The following is a 15126-nucleotide window of genomic DNA, read 5'->3' as shown; positions in this document are numbered from 1 at the left end:
CGGTCCCGACCCCCCTCGGGGCCGCTCCGGGTGGCTCAGCGGAAGCGGCGGCCCTCGTCGCGCCGGTAGGCCCAGCCCGCGACCAGCGCCGCCAGCACCGTCCAGCCGGCGAAGGCGAGCACCGTCAGGAGCCCCGGGGTGGGCCCGCCGAGGCTGAGGATCAGCAGGTCACGGGCACCGCGGGTGGGCAGCAGCGACGACACGACCTGCATCCAGTCCGGGAACAGCGCGGGCGGCAGCAGCAGCCCGCCGCCGAACGCCATCGGGAAGAACACCAGCTGCACCACCGGCAGCGCGACCTTCGTCGGCAGCGAGTAGCCGATCGCGAGGCCGCCGAGCAGGAACGGCAGCCCGCCGAGCGCCAGCATCGCGACCGCGCCGAGCATCCGGCCCGGTGGCACCGTCGCCGCGGTGAACAGCGCGCCCACCACGAGCACCGGCAGCACCGAGAGCAGCGCGAAGAAGCCGCCGCACGCCAGCCGGGCCACGATCCGGGCCGCCGCCGGCGCCGGGAGCGTCCGCAGGTAGGGGTCCCACGGCTTCTCCCGGTCGTCGGCGACACCGACGCCGAAGGTGAACAGGAACCCGGTCAGCACCCCGAACAGGGCCAGCTGCGCGACCGCCGCGGTGGCCGCGGCCGGATCCTGCGAGTAGTCGAACGGCAGCACGAAGAACAGCAGCGTCAGCGCCGGGAACAGCGCCGAGGACAGCACCGCGATCGGGATCCGGAGCTGTTCGAGCACCAGGTAGCGGACGTGCGCGGCGACCAGTGCGGCGGCCGGGCGGGGCGCGGTGCGGGTGCTCATCGGGTGCCTCCGGTGAGTGACAGGAAGGCGTCCTCCAGGGACGCCCGCTGCACGCCGAGATCGGAGAACGCGACGTCGTGGCGGACCAGGGTGCGGACCAGCTCGTCGGCGTCCGCGGTGTGCAGGGTCCAGCGGTCCCCGTCCCGTTCGGCGTGCTCGACGCCCGGCAGCTCGGGCAGCAGCGGCGCGTGCAGCGTGACCCGGCTGCGCCGGACCGCCCCGCGCACGGCGCCGACGTCGCCGTCGGCCCGGATCCGGCCGGCGGCGAGCACCACCACCCGCTCGGCGAGGTTCTCGATCTCGTCCAGGTAGTGGGTGGTGAGCAGGACGGTCCCGCCGCCGGCGTGGAAGTCGCGGACGGCGTCCCACAGCGCCCGGCGCCCCTCGACGTCCAGCCCGGTGGTCGGCTCGTCGAGCAGCACCAGCCGGGGCCGCCCGCAGAAGGCCAGCGCGACGGCGAGCCGCCGCTTCTGGCCACCGGACAGTCCGCCGGTCTGCCGGCGTTCCAGGCCGCCCAGGCCGAACCGCTCCAGCAGCTCGCCGGCCGGGACCGGATCCGGGAAGTGCCCGGAGACGAAGCGCAGCACTTCGCCGACCCGCAGCGTCTCGGGCAGTCCGGTCTGCTGGGGCGTGGTGCCCAGCGCGACCCGGCTGGCCGCGTCCCGCGGGTCGCCGCCGAACAGCCGGACCGTGCCGGAGTCGGCCCGGCGGAGACCGGCGACCAGGTTGACCAGGGTCGACTTGCCCGCGCCGTTCGGTCCGAGCAGCCCGGTGAGGCTGCCGGGCTCGAGGGTGAGGTCGACCTCGTCGAGCGCGACGGTGTCGCCGTAGCGACGGCTGACCCCGGCGAGCTCCACCGGTGCCGTCATCGTCCGACCTCGGTGCCGGACTGCGGCGCGAGCAGTGCCCGCAGCGCGGTCGTGTAGTCCTCGAACGCCCGGCGACCGCTTCTCGTCAGTTCGACGAAGGTGACCGGGGTGCGGCGCTGGTGCGTCTTCGTGATCGCGACGTAGCCGGCGTCCTCCAGCTTCCGCAGGTGGGTCGACAGGTTCCCGGCGGTCATCTCCAGGAGCTCCTGGAGCCGGGGGAACGTCATCCGGTCGCCGTCCGGCAGCGTCGCGAGGGTGGCGGTGACGCGCAGCCGGGCCTGGGCGTGGATGACCGGATCGAGCTCGGTCACCGCGCCCTCCGGTGCAGGAGTCCGGCGACGATCAGCGCGCCGCCGCCGCCGAGACCCATCACCAGGGAGTTCCACGGGTCGGGGGCGAACGCGGTGACGACGGCGACCGCCTGCACGGTCAGGCCCGTCCAGTAGTCGACGGCGCTGTGCACGAAGGCGCCGGTCGCCATGTAGAGCACGCCGACGACGAACACGAAGAGCACCGGGAACGGGTTCGCGCCGCTCGGAGTGACGGCCGGTGCGAACGCCGCGGCGATCGCACCGGTACCGATCATCGCGACCATCCAGCCGACGCCGTACATGGCGCCGAACCGGCTGGAGGTGCCCTGCACGCCGCGGCCCATCCGGATCCCGATCACCGCGCTCAGCACGATCGCGATGCCGACCGTGATACCGGTGACCGCCCAGGCGTCCACGGCGGGTCCGAGACCGGCGCGGTCGGCGAACCAGGCGAGCCCGATCAGCAGCCAGGCCACGCCCCAGAACAGGAAGTACGGGGCGAAGTCCGGCGTCCGGCGGGCCTGCTCGCGTTCGATGATCGCCAGGGCGTCGGCCGGCGAGGCCGGTGGCTCGTCGCCGACGTCGGTGCTCGGCCGGTCCTGCATCGTCTCCTCCAGCGCGGAGTAGTTTGTCTTCGTGCCTAGTTTGTAGCGCAAAGTGCTTGGCGGTGCCCAGGGGGCGGCTGTCCGCTCCGGCCGAACCGGACCCGTTTCCCGGGTCGGCCGAACCCGATGTCCGAGCCGGCGTGCGTGCCGCGCGGGACGGTGTCCGCGCAGGTCGTGACCGGTGTGGTGGCCCGGCACGGCGGGTCGCCGACCGGCCGGGCGTTGCGCGCCGCTACCCTCGATGCGTGACCGCCACCGAGCCCTCGCGGGCCGAGAGCCCGGCACCCGACGCGGTGCCCGCCCCGCGCCGCGGACTGGTCAGCCAGCTCGGGAGCTTCGTCGTCGTCGGTGTGCTCGCCGCGATGGTCGACTTCGGGATCTACCACCTGCTGCTGAACCTCGGTCTGTGGGTCCCGGTGTCCAAGGGGATCAGCTTCATCCTCGGCACGACGACCGCGTACCTGCTCAACAAGCGGTTCACCTTCACCGGCGCCAACACCGGCGGCAAGGGCCGCTTCGCCGGCTTCGTCGCCCTCTACGGCACGACGTTCGCGGTGAACGTCGGGATGAACTCGCTCGTCCTGTACCTGCTCCCGCCGCTGGACCACGACACCTCGCTGGCCTGGCTGGTCGCCCAGGGCACCGCCACCGCGATCAACTTCGTGATGCTCCGCTACGTCATCTTCAAGAACTGACGCCGCACACCCCTTCCCTGCGCCGCACACCCGCTGCAACAGGTGTGCGGCGGAGTAAACCGGTGTGAGGTCACGGGCCGACGAGGGGCCTCAGGCGGGCGGCCATGCCGTTCGGGCCGGGATCGTCGATCTCCGGAACGTCCACCGGACGACGGTGAGACCCTCCGCCCGGATCCGGTCCTCCCGGCGCTTCTCCTGCCACAGCACCTCGGTCGGGTCTGCGCCGGGGCGTAGCGAGCGGCCGTACTTCGTGCGACCGTCGAACTCACCGACGACCCCCCGGTCCGGCCACGCGAAATCGGTACGGAGCCGGGTGCCCGGGACCGGCCACTGCAGGGCCGGTGCCGGGAGTCCGGCGACGTGCATGCGGAACCGGCTGAGTGTCTCCCCGGGGCTCTCGCTGCGTCCGTCGGCGAACGCGACCGCGCGCCGAGCCGCCCGGGACCCGGACCAGTTCGCCGAGGCCCCCAGCGCCCGGATGATCTCGCCGGTCGTCGCCGCTGCGGGATCCGGCCGCCGGGCCCGCTCGGCGACGACCCGGCGGTGCAGCGCCCCGTCGAGCGTGACCAGTGCCTGCGGCGCCGCAACGGTGCGGGCCAGATCGACGACCGTCCTGGCCGGTGAGGTCACCCGCAACCCGCCGGCGAGTTCCAGAACGTCGCCCTCGGGGAGCCGGCCGCCGTGGATCTGCAGGTCGCCGCGGATCCGTGCGCCGTTCGACCGGTCGCGCACCACGTGCAGCCGTCGCAGCGGGATCCGCCAGACCGGTAGCTCCAGCAGCACCGCCGCCGTCACGAAGCCGAAGACCGCCCCGGACACCAGCCCGGGCCCTGCGGCCCGGGCCCGTAGCCGATGGTCGTCCTCGGCCCGCGGCAAGTCACCCCCGGCGAGCCGGTACACGCCACGGCGCACCGCGACGAGCACACCGGAGCGCAGCATCCGGTCGATCTCGGCCCCGTCGAACCCGTCGGCGACCAGCGCCGCCCGGCGGACCAGTCCGTCCGCTCCCACCCGCAACGACGCATCCACCACCCCACCCCACACCCAGGAAGCGCCCCCGCACCCCCAACCCCCCAACCTGTGGACAACCACCCCTCCCTGTGGACAGAGGTGCACACCCCCTGACCGTGCGACACACCTGCTGCAGCAGGTGTGCGGCGCGGTGTCCGGGTGTGCGGCCGGTCAGGGAGCGCGGTGGAAGCGCTCGTTGCGGCCCTGGTTCAGGAGGCGGAGCCAGTCCCGGAAGGCGCGTGGGTCGCGCTTGGTCACCAGGAAGTACCAGGCGAACCGGGGCAGCTCCAGCAGGCCGATCCGGCGCATCCCGGGCTGGCTCATCAGGTAGCCGCGGTTGCGGTAGGTGTAGTAGCGCTTCACCGCGTCGCCCGGGTCCTGCGCGTGCAACCGCCCGCCGAGCATCGGCTTGAACTCGTCCGAGCCGTAGGGGTGCAGGTAGGCGGCGTGCAGGGCGGTGCCGAACGGGAGACCGGAGCGCACCATCCGGCGGTGCATCTCGACCTCGTCGCCCCGGACGAACAGCCGCAGGTCCGGCACCCCGATCACCTCGAGCGTCGAGGCGCGGAACAGGGCACCATTGAAGAACGAGGCGATGCCGGGCAGCAGGTCGTCGTCGCCGAGCGCGGAACGGCTGCGGTGCCAGGTGACGCCGCGCCGCAGCGGGAACGCCAGCCGGTCCGGGTCGGCCTTGTCGGCGACCACCGGCGAGACCGCGGCGAGATCGTGCCGCTGCGCGACGTCGAGCAGGGTGGCGAGGGTGGAGGCGTCGGCGGCGTGGCCGTCGTCGTCGGCGAGGAAGACCCAGTCCGCTCCCATCGCCAGCGCGTGCAGCATGCCCAGCGCGAACCCGCCGGCGCCGCCCAGGTTCGTCCACGACGGCAGCCAGGTGGTCGGCAGCGGGCAGGCGTCGACGGCGTCGCGGGCAGGCTGGTCGGGCCCGTTGTCGACGACGATCAGGTGCGCCAGCGGGTGGGACTGCTTCGCCATCGCGTTCAGCGAGTCGACCAGCATCCCGGCCCGGTGCCGGGTGACGATCACGCCGACGACGGAGCCGGGCGCGAGCGGCGAGGTCACGAGTGGGTCCGCCCCTTGTAGGCGTCCAGCACGTCCTGCAGCGGGCCGTACTCCTTGATCGTCCCGTGCTCCATCCACAGCGCGGTGTCGCACAGGTCGGCCAGGAACTCGTCGGAGTGCGAGGCGAACACCAGGATCCCGGAGCGGTCGACGAGCTCGTGCAGCCGGCCGCGGGCCTTGTCGAGGAACTCGGCGTCGACGGCGCCGATGCCCTCGTCGAGCAGCAGGATGTCGGGGTCGATCGAGGTGACGACGCCGAGCGCGAGCCGCACCCGCATGCCCGTCGAGTAGGCGCGCAGCGGCATCTCGAGGTAGTCGCCGAGCTCGGTGAACTCGGCGATGTCGTCGATCCGCTCCTCCATCTGCTTGCGCGTCATGCCCAGGAACAGGCCGCGGATGAGGATGTTGTCGTAGCCGGAGATCTCCGGGTCCATGCCGACGGCGAGATCGAAGACCGGCGCGACCTTGCCGCGCACCGCCGACCGGCCCCGGGTCGGCTCGTAGATGCCCGCCATCAGGCGCAGCAGGGTGGACTTCCCGGCGCCGTTGTGGCCGACCAGCGCGACCCGGTCGCCCTTGGAGAGGGTGACGGTGATGTCCCGCAGCGCCTCGATGATCGGGACCTTCGACTCGGTGCCGATCCGGCCGCCGGCCCGGCCGAGGACGGCCTTCTTCAGCGACCGGGTCTTCGCGTCGAAGATCGGGAAGTCGACGGCGGCGCGGTCGATGCGGATGGACGGTTCCGGCACGGTGTTCACACCCAGTACGCGACGCGGGAGCGGTAGTTGCGCAGGCAGACTAGCGCTGCGGTCCAGCCGACGATCGTGATGACGCCGGTGACCAGCCAGTACCGGCCGACGATCTCCTGCCCGAGCAGCGGCTGGCGGACGATCTCCACGAAGTGAAAGACCGGGTTGAACTCGACCAGGCTGGCCCGCTCGCGGGCGGCCTCGTTGTCCCGGAGGATGTCGACCGACCAGACGATCGGGGTCAGGTAGAAGACCAGCTGGGTCACGCTGGCGATGATCGGCGGGATGTCCCGGAACCGGGTCGCCAGGATCCCGGCCAGGATCGCGACCCAGGCGCCGTTGATCGCGAGCAGCACGAACGCGGGCACCGCGAGCAGCGACGACAGGCCCAGCGGATGCGGGAAGATGATCATCAGCACGACCCAGACGACCAGGTTGTGCAGGAAGAACAGCGTCTGCCGCCAGACCAGCCGGTAGATGTGCAGGCTCAGCGGCGCCGGCAGGAACTTGATCAGGCCCTCGTTGGAGATGAAGACCTCGCTGCCCTCGAGGATGCAGCCGGACACGAAGTTCCAGATCAGCAGCCCGACGGCGACGTGCGGCAGGAACGTCGCGATCGGGATGTCGAACAGCGCCGAGTAGAGGATGCCCAGCCCGAGCGCAATGACGCCCATGCTGATCGAGATCCACAGCGGGCCGAGCACCGAGCGGCGGTAGCGCTGCTTGATGTCCTGCCAGCCGAGGTAGCCCCACAGCGGGCGCTGACGCCAGCCGGCCGCGAGATCCGCGAACGCCCGGCGCCAGCTGCGCGGGCTCGACACCTCGGACGGGTCGACGAGATCGCCCGGCTCGTTGTCGGTCACGGTCACGGCCACCCGACGAGGGTACTCAGAGCGCTCCGCGGGGCCCGGCCGGGGAGGCCCCTGCCGGGCACCGCGAAGTGCAGCTCAGAAGTGCAGCTCAGAGGTACTGGCCGGTGCCCCGGCCCAGACCCTCGGGGACTCCGGCCTGATCCGGCCCGCCACCGACGCCCGGCGGCAGGCCACGGCGCATCTGCTCCAGCTGTGCGCGGGCGGCCATCTGCTGGGCGAACAGCGCCGTCTGGATGCCGTGGAACAGCCCCTCCAGCCAGCCGACCAGCTGCGCCTGCGCGATCCGCAGCTCGCCCTCGGACGGCGTCTCGTCCGCGGTGAACGGCAGGCTCAGCCGCTGCAGCTCCTCGCGCAGCTCCGGGGCGAGCCCCTCCTCGAGCTCCTTCACGGAGTTCTCGTGGATCTCCTTCAGCCTGCTGCGGGACGCCTCGTCCAGCGGTGCCGCTTTCACCTCCTCCAGCAGCTGCTTGATCATCGTGCCGATCCGCATGACCTTTGCGGGCTGCTCGACCATGCTCGCCGGACTCTGCTGCTCGGCCTCGTCGTCGCCGGAGGGGATCTTCGCCATGCCCACCGGACGGCCGTCGGCGCCGACCACCACGACCCGCTCGTCGGGGGTCTCCTGCTCGTCGCTCATGGGGGCCATTCTGGCCCTGCCGGGCGGCACCGCGCAGCGGGGATCATGCCGATCAGGCGTCCGGGTTCAGCAGCAGCAGCTTCCCGGTGACACCGCCCTCGGCCAGCCTGCGGTGCGCGTCGGCGGCGTCGGCCATCGAGAACCGCTCGAAGACGACCGGACGGACCTCCCCCGCCCCGAACAGCGGCCACACCTGCTCGCGCACCTGCTCGACGATCTCGGCCTTCGAGTTCGGGCCGGTCACCGGGCGTCCGCGCAGGCCCATCGCCGAGATGTGGCCGCGCTTGGCCAGCAGCGCACCGATGTTCAGCTCGGCCTTCACCCCGCCCTGCATGCCGATGATCATCAGACGGCCGTCGCGGGCCAGCGCGGACAGGTTGTTCGCCAGGCCCTTGGCGCCCATGTTGTCCAGGATGACGTCGGCGCCGTGCCCGTCGGTGGCCTTCTTCAGTTCCTCGGCGACGTCGTCGTGGTAGTCGATGACGATGTCCGCACCCAGGTCGCGGCAGAACTGGATCCGGTCCGGGGTGCCCGCGGTGGCGGCGACCCGGGCGCCGAACGCCTTCGCCACCTGGATCGCGTGCGTCCCGATGCCGGACGAGCCGCCCTGCACCAGGAACGTCTCGCCGGCGGCCAGCCGGCCCTCCATGAACACGTTCGACCGGACGGTGCAGGCCACCTCGGGCAGCCCGCCGGCGTCCTCGACCGAGACGCCGTCCGGGATCGGCAGCAGCTGCACCGCGGGCACGGCGACCTTCTGCGCGTAGCCGCCGCCGGCCAGCAGCGCGCACACCTCGTCGCCGACGGCCCAGCCGGTGACGCCCTCGCCGAGCGCGGCGATCCGGCCCGAACACTCCAGGCCGACGATGTCGGATGCGCCCGGCGGGACCGGGTAGTTGCCCTGCACCTGCAGCAGGTCGGCCCGGTTCACCGCGGACGCGACGACGTCGAGCACGACCTCGCCGGGCCCCGGCTCCGGATCCGCGACCTCGGTCCAGGTCATCTGCTCGGGGCCGCCGTACTCCGCCAGGGTGATCGCCTTCATGGGGCCGACGGTATTCCGTCGCGGCAGCGGGTGCGATCCGGCAGTGTCACCCGTCGTGGACCGGCTGCCCGCCCCGATCGACCCGGTGCCCGACCCGTGGCCGCCACGCGGGCTGGTACTGCGGACCCCACGGCTCGAACTGCGTCCCGACGACGACGGGTCGGTGCGCGAGCTGATCACGATGCTGCACGCGACGGGGGTCCATCCGGCGTCGGAGATGCCGTTCGCTGTGCCGTGGACCGACGCCGATCCGCGCTACCTCGGCCGCGGGGTCGCGCAGTACTTCTGGTCCGAGCGAGCCCGGACCGGTCCGGAGTCGTGGGCGCTGCACCTGGTGGTGCGCCGCGCCGGCCGGGTGATCGGTCTGCAGAGCCTGACCGCCGACCGGTTCGGCCTGCTGCGCGGCGTGCACACCGGCTCCTACCTGGGCATCCGGTACCAGGGCGCGGGATACGGCACCGAGATGCGGGCCGCCGTGCTGGCGTTCGCGTTCGACCACCTCGGCGCGACGACGGCCCGCTCCGACTACGTCGAGGGCAACGGCGCCTCGGCCACGGTGTCGCACCGGCTGGGCTACCGCGCCGACGGGACCTCGCTGAACGCGGCCCGCGGGGTGCGGGAGGTGCAGCACCGGCTGCTGCTGACGCCCGCGGAGTTCGTCCGGCCGGGGTGGGAGCCGGTGGTGGAGGGGTACACCGGTGAGCTGGCCGGGTTCCTCGGTGCGGAGCCGCCGCGCGGGGGGTGATCGGGTCGGAGCGGGCCGGAGCGGGCCGGGTCGCACCCCGTGTCCGACCTCGCACCCCGTGTCCGGGACGTCGCACCCCGTGTCCGGGACGCCGCACCCCGGCTGCGGCGCGGCACCGGCTGTACACGGTGCGCCGCCGCGCGCGGGGTGCGAGACGATCGAGCGGACCCGGCCGCGCCCGGTCTACCCGAGGTCGCGGGCGGAGAACGTGTCGCAGGCCCGCGGGTCGCCGGTGTCCAGCCCGGTCGTGAACCACCGCTCGCGCTGCTCGGACGTCCCGTGCGAGAACTGCGACTCGTCGACCCGGCCGGAGCCGAGGTTCTCCTGGATGAAGTCGTCGCCGATCCGGGACGCGGTGTCCAGCGCCGCGTCGATGTCGGCCTGGGTCAGCTCGGTGATCAGCGGCCGTCCGGACTCGCCGGGCACCGTCGTCGCGTGGTGCGCCCAGACCCCCGCGTAGCAGTCGGCCTGCAGCTCGAGCCGGACCTTGCCCGACTCCGGGCCGGTCTCGCGGCCCGCCCGCTGCAGGTCGCCGGTCAGGTTCTGGATGTGGTGCCCGTACTCGTGGGCCATCACGTACGCCTGCGAGAACGGGCCGCCCTGGGCGCCGAACCGGGTCTGCAGGTCCCGGAAGAACGTCAGGTCGATATAGATCTCCGAGTCCGCCGGGCAGTAGAACGGCCCGCTGTCCGACGACGCCGCCCCGCAGCCACCGGTGCTGACGCCACCGGAGAAGAAGTTCGTCCGGGGACGCTCGAACCCGGAGCTGAACTGGGTCGCCCAGTAGTCGTCCAGCGAGTTCGCGACGGCGACCATCCGGCAGTCCGTCGAGTCGTTCGCGGACGCCCCGTTCGCGCAGTTCTGCTCCAACGACGACGTCGACGCGGTCTGCCCCGAGCCGACCTGGTCCAGGCCCGGGTAGCCGCCGCCGGCCGCCATCCCGCCCAGGTCGACGCCCGCGAAGTTCGACAGCAGCAGATAGATGATCACGCCGACGATGCCGAGCCCGCCGCCGGCCCCGGCGACCCGCCCGCCGACGCCGCCACCGATGCCCCCGCCGATCCCGCCGCCCCGGCCGCCGGATCCACGCAGGTCGTCCACCCCGGACGTGTCCAGCCGGGCGTTCTCGTCGAACCGCACGTCGACCTCCCCTGACGAGTCGGGAAGATCCCACCACACGCCGTGCAACGGCACACGAGCGCTCGGCGCGTCGGGGTGGATCCGCGCGTCCAGGGGGACCGGTAGCCTTCCCCGCGGAAGCGTGGCAGAGCGGCCGAATGCACTCGCCTTGAAAGCGAGCGTCCGAAAGGACCGGGGGTTCGAATCCCCCCGCTTCCGCCACAGGTCAGGCCCATGATCGACGATCACGATCGGTCCTCCTGCCCCTCGCTGACAGCAACTGGTGACAGCAACGCGCCGGTAACAGCGGTACTCAGCTGGGTCAGAGCGGCGGCCTTCTCATCGAGGTTGCCGTGGGCGTAGACGGTCATGGTGACCTTGACGTCGCTGTGCCCGACGATCTCCCGGACGACGTGCGGCGGAACCCCGAGGGCGAGTAGCAGCGACACCGCTGTGTGCCGCAGATCGTGGAACCGCGTACGCCCGAGGCCGGCCGCCGTCCGGATCACGTGCCACTGCGCGGCCAGCGTGCGTGGTGAGACGTGCCCGCCCAGCGGTGCGGTGAACACGAGACCGGCCTCGGTCCAGCGGTCCCCGGCGATCTCTCCCGGTCGGCGTCCTGGCGCTGTATGTTTCCGCACGGTGTGCCGGGAAGTCTGGTCGGCGATTCATGATCCGTGCCCGGTCATGTCCGGGTGACCCGACAGGGTGGTCTCGTGCGCGTTCTCGTCACCAGCTTCGGTACCCGTGGCGACATCCAGCCCTATGCCGCGTTCGGGGCTGCGCTGCGCCGTCGTGGCCATGATGTGTCGTTGGCGGTGCCGGATGGCTTCCGCGACCTCGTCGAGGCAGCGGGCGTCGATCTTCGCCCGGCGGGCTCGCGCATGCTCGCGATGTTGCAGGAGGTCATGCGCGAGCTGAGCGGAGCCCGCGACGCCCTGCGCAGCCTGCCCCTCATGCGGGAGGCGATGCGCGAGCACGTCGACGAGCAGTGGGCAGCTGCGCAGACCGACAGGCCGGACATCATCGTGTATCACCCCAAATGCCTCGCAGGCCCGCACATGGCCGAAGCGTTGGGTGTCCCCGGGGTGCTGTCCATCCCGCTTCCCTTCTACACCCCGACCGGGGACTTCTCGATCCCGTTCCTCGGTGGCGCGTCGCTCGGGGCTCGCGCCAATCGCGCCTCCTTCGCATTCACCCGAGCGGCGACGGTGATGTACGGCGGCATGATCAATGACTTCCGTCGCCGGATCGGGCTGGGGAGGATCGGCAGGTTCACCGACCCGCTGCGAGGTCCGGACGGCTCACCGGTGCACGTCCTGTACCCCTACAGCAGGCATCTCCTGCCGGTACCGGGCGACTTCCCGGCCTCGGCGCACGTCACCGGCTACTGGTTCCTCCCGCGTGACCCTTCCTGGCGGCCGGATACCGGGCTGACCGACTTCCTCTCCGCCGGAGTCGCACCGGTATACGTCGGATTCGGTTCGATGGGATTCGGCAAGCGTGCCGATGAGCGGCACGATGCTGTTCTCCGGGCGCTTCGGGTGAACCGGCTGCGAGCGGTGATCGCCACCGGCTGGGGTGGTCTTCGCGCGGGGGCGGCGGAGTCCGACGATGTGTTCGTGGTCGACTCCGTACCCCACGACTGGCTGTTCGACCGCGTGTCCGCGGTCGTCCACCACGGTGGTGCCGGTTCGACCGCGGCCGGGCTGCGTGCCGGGAAACCGACGCTGGTCTGCCCGTTCCTCGGTGACCAACCGTTCTGGGGGGCACGTGTTCACGCGGTCGGTGCCGGCCCGGCGCCCCTGCCGAGAAGGAAGGTGGTCGACGGACTCGCCGGTCGGCTCGGCGAGCTCGTCCGGAGTGACGACTACCAGGTCAACGCGTCCCGGCTCGGTCGCATGATCCGCGCTGAGGACGGCCTCGCGAACGGCGTGGACGTGGTGGAACGAGTCTGCTCGGTCAGCGATGGCCACAGGGAGACCGAAGGCTGACCTGGCGGTCGCCAGACTAGTGTCTCGCGGAGCGCTGCTTCAGCGTCAGCCGCTTCTTCGCCGGCCGCGACGACCGGCGTGGCCCTGCTGGTCGGCGCCCGGCCGCGTGGACGGTTCCGGGTCGTGCTGTACACGGCCTGCCTCACTGCCACGCAATGTGGGAGTGCTCGGTGTGGCCGCACGCGACAGCGCGTCGTCCGCGGTCGCCGGCGAGGCTGCGCTGCGAACGTAGAGCAGCTGGTCGCCGGGTTCCACGGTGTCCACGGTCGTCGCATCCACCCGGTGGAGTCGGTCGTTCCGGATGACGCCGAGCACGATGTCGGGCAGGTGTCGCGGCGACCCGCCGACCTCGGCGGGTTCGACGGGTCGCTGTGAGATGGCGAAGCCCACGTCGGGCGTCAGCAGGTCCTCGACCACCTCGACGACGGCCGGGGTCCGGGTCGCGACGCCCAGCAGCCGGCCCGCCGTCTCCTCCGAGACGATCACCGAGCTGGCCCCTGCCTGGCGGAGCAGGTGCACGTTCTCCGCCTCCCGGACCGCCGCGACGATCGAGATCGACCGGGACAGCTCGCGGGCGGTCAGCGTGACCAGCACCGCGGTGTCGTCCCGGTCCAGGGCCACGACCAGCGTCGTCGCCAGCTGCACCCCGGCGATCCGCAGCACCGCCGACCGGGTCGCGTTGCCCGACACGGTCACCAGGCCCAGCCCGGACGCGACGTCGAGCCGGGACCGGTCGGTGTCCACCACCACGATCTTCTCCGGCTCGACGCCGTCGCCCAGCAGCGTCTCGACCGCGGCCCGGCCCTTGGTGCCGTATCCGACGACGACGGTGTGCTCGCGCACGCGGGACCTCCAGCGCTGGATCCGGAACGCCTGCCGGGACCGCTCGGTGAGCAGCTCGACGGTCGTCCCGACGAGGACGATCAGGAACAGCACCCGCAGCGGGGTGATCACCGCGATGTTCACGGCCCGGGCGCCCGGAGTGACCGGGAGAACATCGCCGTAACCGGTCGTCGACAGCGACACCGTCGCGTAGTAGAGCGTATTGATCAACGTGACCTCGTCGTCGACGCTGTCGACGTAGCCGTCGCGACCGGCGTAGACGATCAGCGTCATGGCCACGACGGTGAGCACGGCGATCACCAACCTGACCAGCAGGGAACGTGCCGGGCCCGGTCGCAGGTCCGGCATCTGCAGCGAACCCCCGGTCTCCTGACCGAGGGCAGACCTGCGCGATCGACGTCGGAGCACGGTGACGATCACCGATCCTGGTCACGGACGTCGGACGGGCCCTGACCGGCGCCGTCGGATCGGTAAGCTCGACCGGCCGATGACGAGGCGAGCAGCGAGTGCCGCCGTAGCCGAGCCGGGGACCCGCACCCTCGTGTGTCGTGCCCACTGGTCGGATCGCATATCGGAGTGGTCGGCTGCAGTCAGGCGGCATCGCCGATGAGCTGGTGCATCTCCATGGTCACGTCAGCGACGACGTCCGGCGCGGTGTGTGTCAACAGGTGGCCGGCATCGGCGACGACGGTGGTGCTGGCATGCAACGTTCTCCGCGCGGGCTCGACGAGACGCCGAGGTGCGTAGAACCGATCCTTCCCACCTGCGAGGATTCGACACGGTGTGCTCCTCCATGCGGTCAGCACGCCGTTCGGGAGCGGAGCAGGAGCCAGGCTGCTGCGAGCGTGCTTCGGAACCATGGTCATCCACTCCACCAGCCGATCACGGTCGAGGAGCGTCGCGCCACCGGACATCGTCTCGATCAGCCGTGCAGCCCGCCCCGGGGTCGGCCGCATCAGCCACGGCAGCGTCGCCGCGAGCGTCATCAGGTCAACGCGGGCACCGATGAGCCCGGCCGGGACGACCAGTACAAGACCCCCGATGTGCGGACCGGGTTCGGCACACAGGGCGATCGCAGCACCGAGGGACTCACCTATGACCAGCAGCGGTCGACCCGCACGCCCGACTTCGGTGAACACCTGTGCGAGCCATTGCCGGTGCTGGGCGACGAGGTCGTCGTTCGGGCGCACGCCCAAACTCAGCCCCGGCTGGCCCGGCAGGTCCACAACGGTCACCTGGAACGAGGTCCCGAGCGCCGAGATCAACGGCAGCGACGTCGCCGCTCCGCAGTTCGTTCCCGGTAGCAGGACGACCGGCGCACCGGAGCCCACGCTGGTCAGGTGGGTCGGTCCCAAGGACGTCTCGACCACGCGGCGCTGCGCGGAGGGCAAGGCGCCCGTGAGCTCCCGCCGACACCACTCCTGCACCAACCGGCGACCGGATTCCGAGCGGTAGATCTCCACCACGACCCTTTCGGCGACAGCATGAACTGTTCGCCGACCAGACTTCCCGGCACACCGAGGTGGAGCGTATTCCCCGTAGTTGCGCCCCTCCCACGCCCCCGATCGTCACGATTGCGCAAAGATCGGGACTCGACCACGATCACCGCCCGTTGCAGGTGGCGCGACGCGGGCACCAGGGGTCTGTCCGATCTCCGGCTCTGGCACAGATGCGGTGGTGTCACGGCGCGTCACGTTCGGGTGGCGTGCTCGGTACTGTGATCATCTCGCTGGTGCAGTCTTGATCTT

At 71.8% G+C, this 15126-nt stretch carries 17 protein-coding genes and 1 tRNA gene; 4 read left to right on the top strand and 14 right to left on the bottom strand.

What is annotated here, in order from left to right:
• Window positions 1-35 precede the first annotated feature (35 nt).
• The 4 genes from ACVJO7_RS07330 to ACVJO7_RS07315 are packed head-to-tail and all read right to left on the bottom strand — an operon-like array spanning window position 36 to window position 2642.
• A complete protein-coding gene (locus ACVJO7_RS07330; RefSeq protein WP_344024283.1) occupies window positions 36-806 on the bottom strand; it encodes an ABC transporter permease in 771 nt (256 codons plus the stop codon).
• Window positions 803-1675: an ABC transporter ATP-binding protein gene (locus tag ACVJO7_RS07325; protein ID WP_344024285.1), complete on the bottom strand. Its 873-nt coding sequence runs from the start codon at window positions 1673-1675 to the stop codon at window positions 803-805. The genes ACVJO7_RS07330 and ACVJO7_RS07325 overlap by 4 nt, the downstream gene beginning before the upstream one ends.
• Window positions 1672-1986, bottom strand: coding sequence for a transcriptional regulator (locus ACVJO7_RS07320; RefSeq protein ID WP_344024287.1), 315 nt, complete (start codon window positions 1984-1986; stop codon window positions 1672-1674). Before ACVJO7_RS07320 ends, ACVJO7_RS07325 begins: the two co-directional genes overlap by 4 nt.
• Window positions 1983-2642 carry a hypothetical protein gene (locus tag ACVJO7_RS07315; RefSeq protein WP_491672230.1) on the bottom strand — a complete coding sequence of 220 codons (660 nt, stop codon included), beginning with the start codon at window positions 2640-2642 and terminating at the stop codon, window positions 1983-1985. The genes ACVJO7_RS07320 and ACVJO7_RS07315 overlap by 4 nt, the downstream gene beginning before the upstream one ends.
• Before the next feature lie 194 nt (window positions 2643-2836).
• Here ACVJO7_RS07315 and ACVJO7_RS07310 point away from each other — a divergent pair, with 194 nt between their 5' ends.
• Entirely contained in the window at window positions 2837-3286 is a 450-nt protein-coding gene (locus tag ACVJO7_RS07310; RefSeq protein ID WP_491672229.1) for a GtrA family protein, read from the top strand.
• A 90-nt stretch (window positions 3287-3376) separates the two neighbouring features.
• On the opposite strand, the gene ACVJO7_RS07305 is transcribed toward ACVJO7_RS07310, so the two are convergent.
• The 6 genes from ACVJO7_RS07305 to ACVJO7_RS07280 form a co-directional block, all read right to left on the bottom strand.
• Window positions 3377-4297 (bottom strand): type IV toxin-antitoxin system AbiEi family antitoxin domain-containing protein, encoded by a 921-nt coding sequence (locus ACVJO7_RS07305; RefSeq protein WP_491672228.1) that lies wholly within the window; start codon window positions 4295-4297, stop codon window positions 3377-3379.
• A 171-nt stretch (window positions 4298-4468) separates the two neighbouring features.
• The gene (gene glfT1, locus ACVJO7_RS07300) at window positions 4469-5374 is read right to left on the bottom strand and encodes a galactofuranosyltransferase GlfT1 (RefSeq protein ID WP_344024297.1); all 906 of its coding nucleotides are present in this window, start codon (window positions 5372-5374) and stop codon (window positions 4469-4471) included.
• Window positions 5371-6123, bottom strand: coding sequence for a galactan export ABC transporter ATP-binding subunit Wzt/RfbE (gene wzt / locus ACVJO7_RS07295; RefSeq protein WP_344024377.1), 753 nt, complete (start codon window positions 6121-6123; stop codon window positions 5371-5373). The genes glfT1 and wzt overlap by 4 nt, the downstream gene beginning before the upstream one ends.
• 5 nt (window positions 6124-6128) lie before the next feature.
• A complete protein-coding gene (wzm, locus tag ACVJO7_RS07290) occupies window positions 6129-6998 on the bottom strand; it encodes a galactan export ABC transporter permease subunit Wzm/RfbD (protein WP_425563633.1) in 870 nt (289 codons plus the stop codon).
• An 85-nt stretch (window positions 6999-7083) separates the two neighbouring features.
• Window positions 7084-7641 (bottom strand): bacterial proteasome activator family protein, encoded by a 558-nt coding sequence (locus ACVJO7_RS07285; RefSeq protein WP_358480865.1) that lies wholly within the window; start codon window positions 7639-7641, stop codon window positions 7084-7086.
• A gap of 43 nt (window positions 7642-7684) precedes the next feature.
• Entirely contained in the window at window positions 7685-8677 is a 993-nt protein-coding gene (locus ACVJO7_RS07280) for an NAD(P)H-quinone oxidoreductase (RefSeq protein ID WP_491672227.1), read from the bottom strand.
• Window positions 8678-8720: 43 nt separating this feature from the next.
• Here ACVJO7_RS07280 and ACVJO7_RS07275 point away from each other — a divergent pair, with 43 nt between their 5' ends.
• Entirely contained in the window at window positions 8721-9422 is a 702-nt protein-coding gene (locus ACVJO7_RS07275) for a GNAT family N-acetyltransferase (protein WP_491672226.1), read from the top strand.
• A 183-nt stretch (window positions 9423-9605) separates the two neighbouring features.
• On the opposite strand, the gene ypfJ is transcribed toward ACVJO7_RS07275, so the two are convergent.
• Window positions 9606-10562 (bottom strand): KPN_02809 family neutral zinc metallopeptidase, encoded by a 957-nt coding sequence (gene ypfJ / locus ACVJO7_RS07270; RefSeq protein ID WP_491672225.1) that lies wholly within the window; start codon window positions 10560-10562, stop codon window positions 9606-9608.
• 115 nt (window positions 10563-10677) lie between these two features.
• On the opposite strand from ypfJ, the gene ACVJO7_RS07265 reads away from it, so the two are divergent.
• Window positions 10678-10763, top strand: a tRNA-Ser gene (locus ACVJO7_RS07265).
• 23 nt (window positions 10764-10786) lie between these two features.
• On the opposite strand, the gene ACVJO7_RS07260 is transcribed toward ACVJO7_RS07265, so the two are convergent.
• Window positions 10787-11110, bottom strand: a complete 324-nt coding sequence (locus tag ACVJO7_RS07260) for a tyrosine-type recombinase/integrase (RefSeq protein WP_491672224.1) — start codon at window positions 11108-11110, stop codon at window positions 10787-10789.
• Between the two features lie 147 nt (window positions 11111-11257).
• Here ACVJO7_RS07260 and ACVJO7_RS07255 point away from each other — a divergent pair, with 147 nt between their 5' ends.
• A complete protein-coding gene (locus ACVJO7_RS07255; RefSeq protein WP_491672223.1) occupies window positions 11258-12535 on the top strand; it encodes a glycosyltransferase in 1278 nt (425 codons plus the stop codon).
• Window positions 12536-12580: 45 nt separating this feature from the next.
• Here the strand turns inward: ACVJO7_RS07255 and ACVJO7_RS07250 are convergent, their stop codons facing one another.
• Both ACVJO7_RS07250 and ACVJO7_RS07245 read right to left on the bottom strand, forming a co-directional pair.
• Window positions 12581-13726, bottom strand: a complete 1146-nt coding sequence (locus tag ACVJO7_RS07250) for a potassium channel family protein (RefSeq protein WP_491672222.1) — start codon at window positions 13724-13726, stop codon at window positions 12581-12583.
• 242 nt (window positions 13727-13968) lie between these two features.
• Window positions 13969-14841 carry an alpha/beta fold hydrolase gene (locus ACVJO7_RS07245; RefSeq protein ID WP_491672221.1) on the bottom strand — a complete coding sequence of 291 codons (873 nt, stop codon included), beginning with the start codon at window positions 14839-14841 and terminating at the stop codon, window positions 13969-13971.
• Window positions 14842-15126: the final 285 nt, after the last annotated feature.

This window comes from Pseudonocardia sp. DxW (assembly GCF_058448985.1).
The sequence above is the reverse complement of the archived record's forward strand: the minus strand, read 5'-3'. Positions and strand labels throughout refer to the sequence as shown.

Bases quoted from the DNA above. Each gene is read 5' to 3' on its own strand.
- ACVJO7_RS07330 (WP_344024283.1), bottom strand. From the start codon at position 806: ATGAGCACCCGCACCGCGCCCCGCCCGGCCGCCGCACTGGTCGCCGCG.
- ACVJO7_RS07325 (WP_344024285.1), bottom strand. From the start codon at position 1,675: ATGACGGCACCGGTGGAGCTCGCCGGGGTCAGCCGTCGCTACGGCGAC.
- ACVJO7_RS07285 (WP_358480865.1), bottom strand. From the start codon at position 7,641: ATGGCCCCCATGAGCGACGAGCAGGAGACCCCCGACGAGCGGGTCGTG.
- ACVJO7_RS07280 (WP_491672227.1), bottom strand. From the start codon at position 8,677: ATGAAGGCGATCACCCTGGCGGAGTACGGCGGCCCCGAGCAGATGACC.
- ACVJO7_RS07250 (WP_491672222.1), bottom strand. From the start codon at position 13,726: ATGCCGGACCTGCGACCGGGCCCGGCACGTTCCCTGCTGGTCAGGTTG.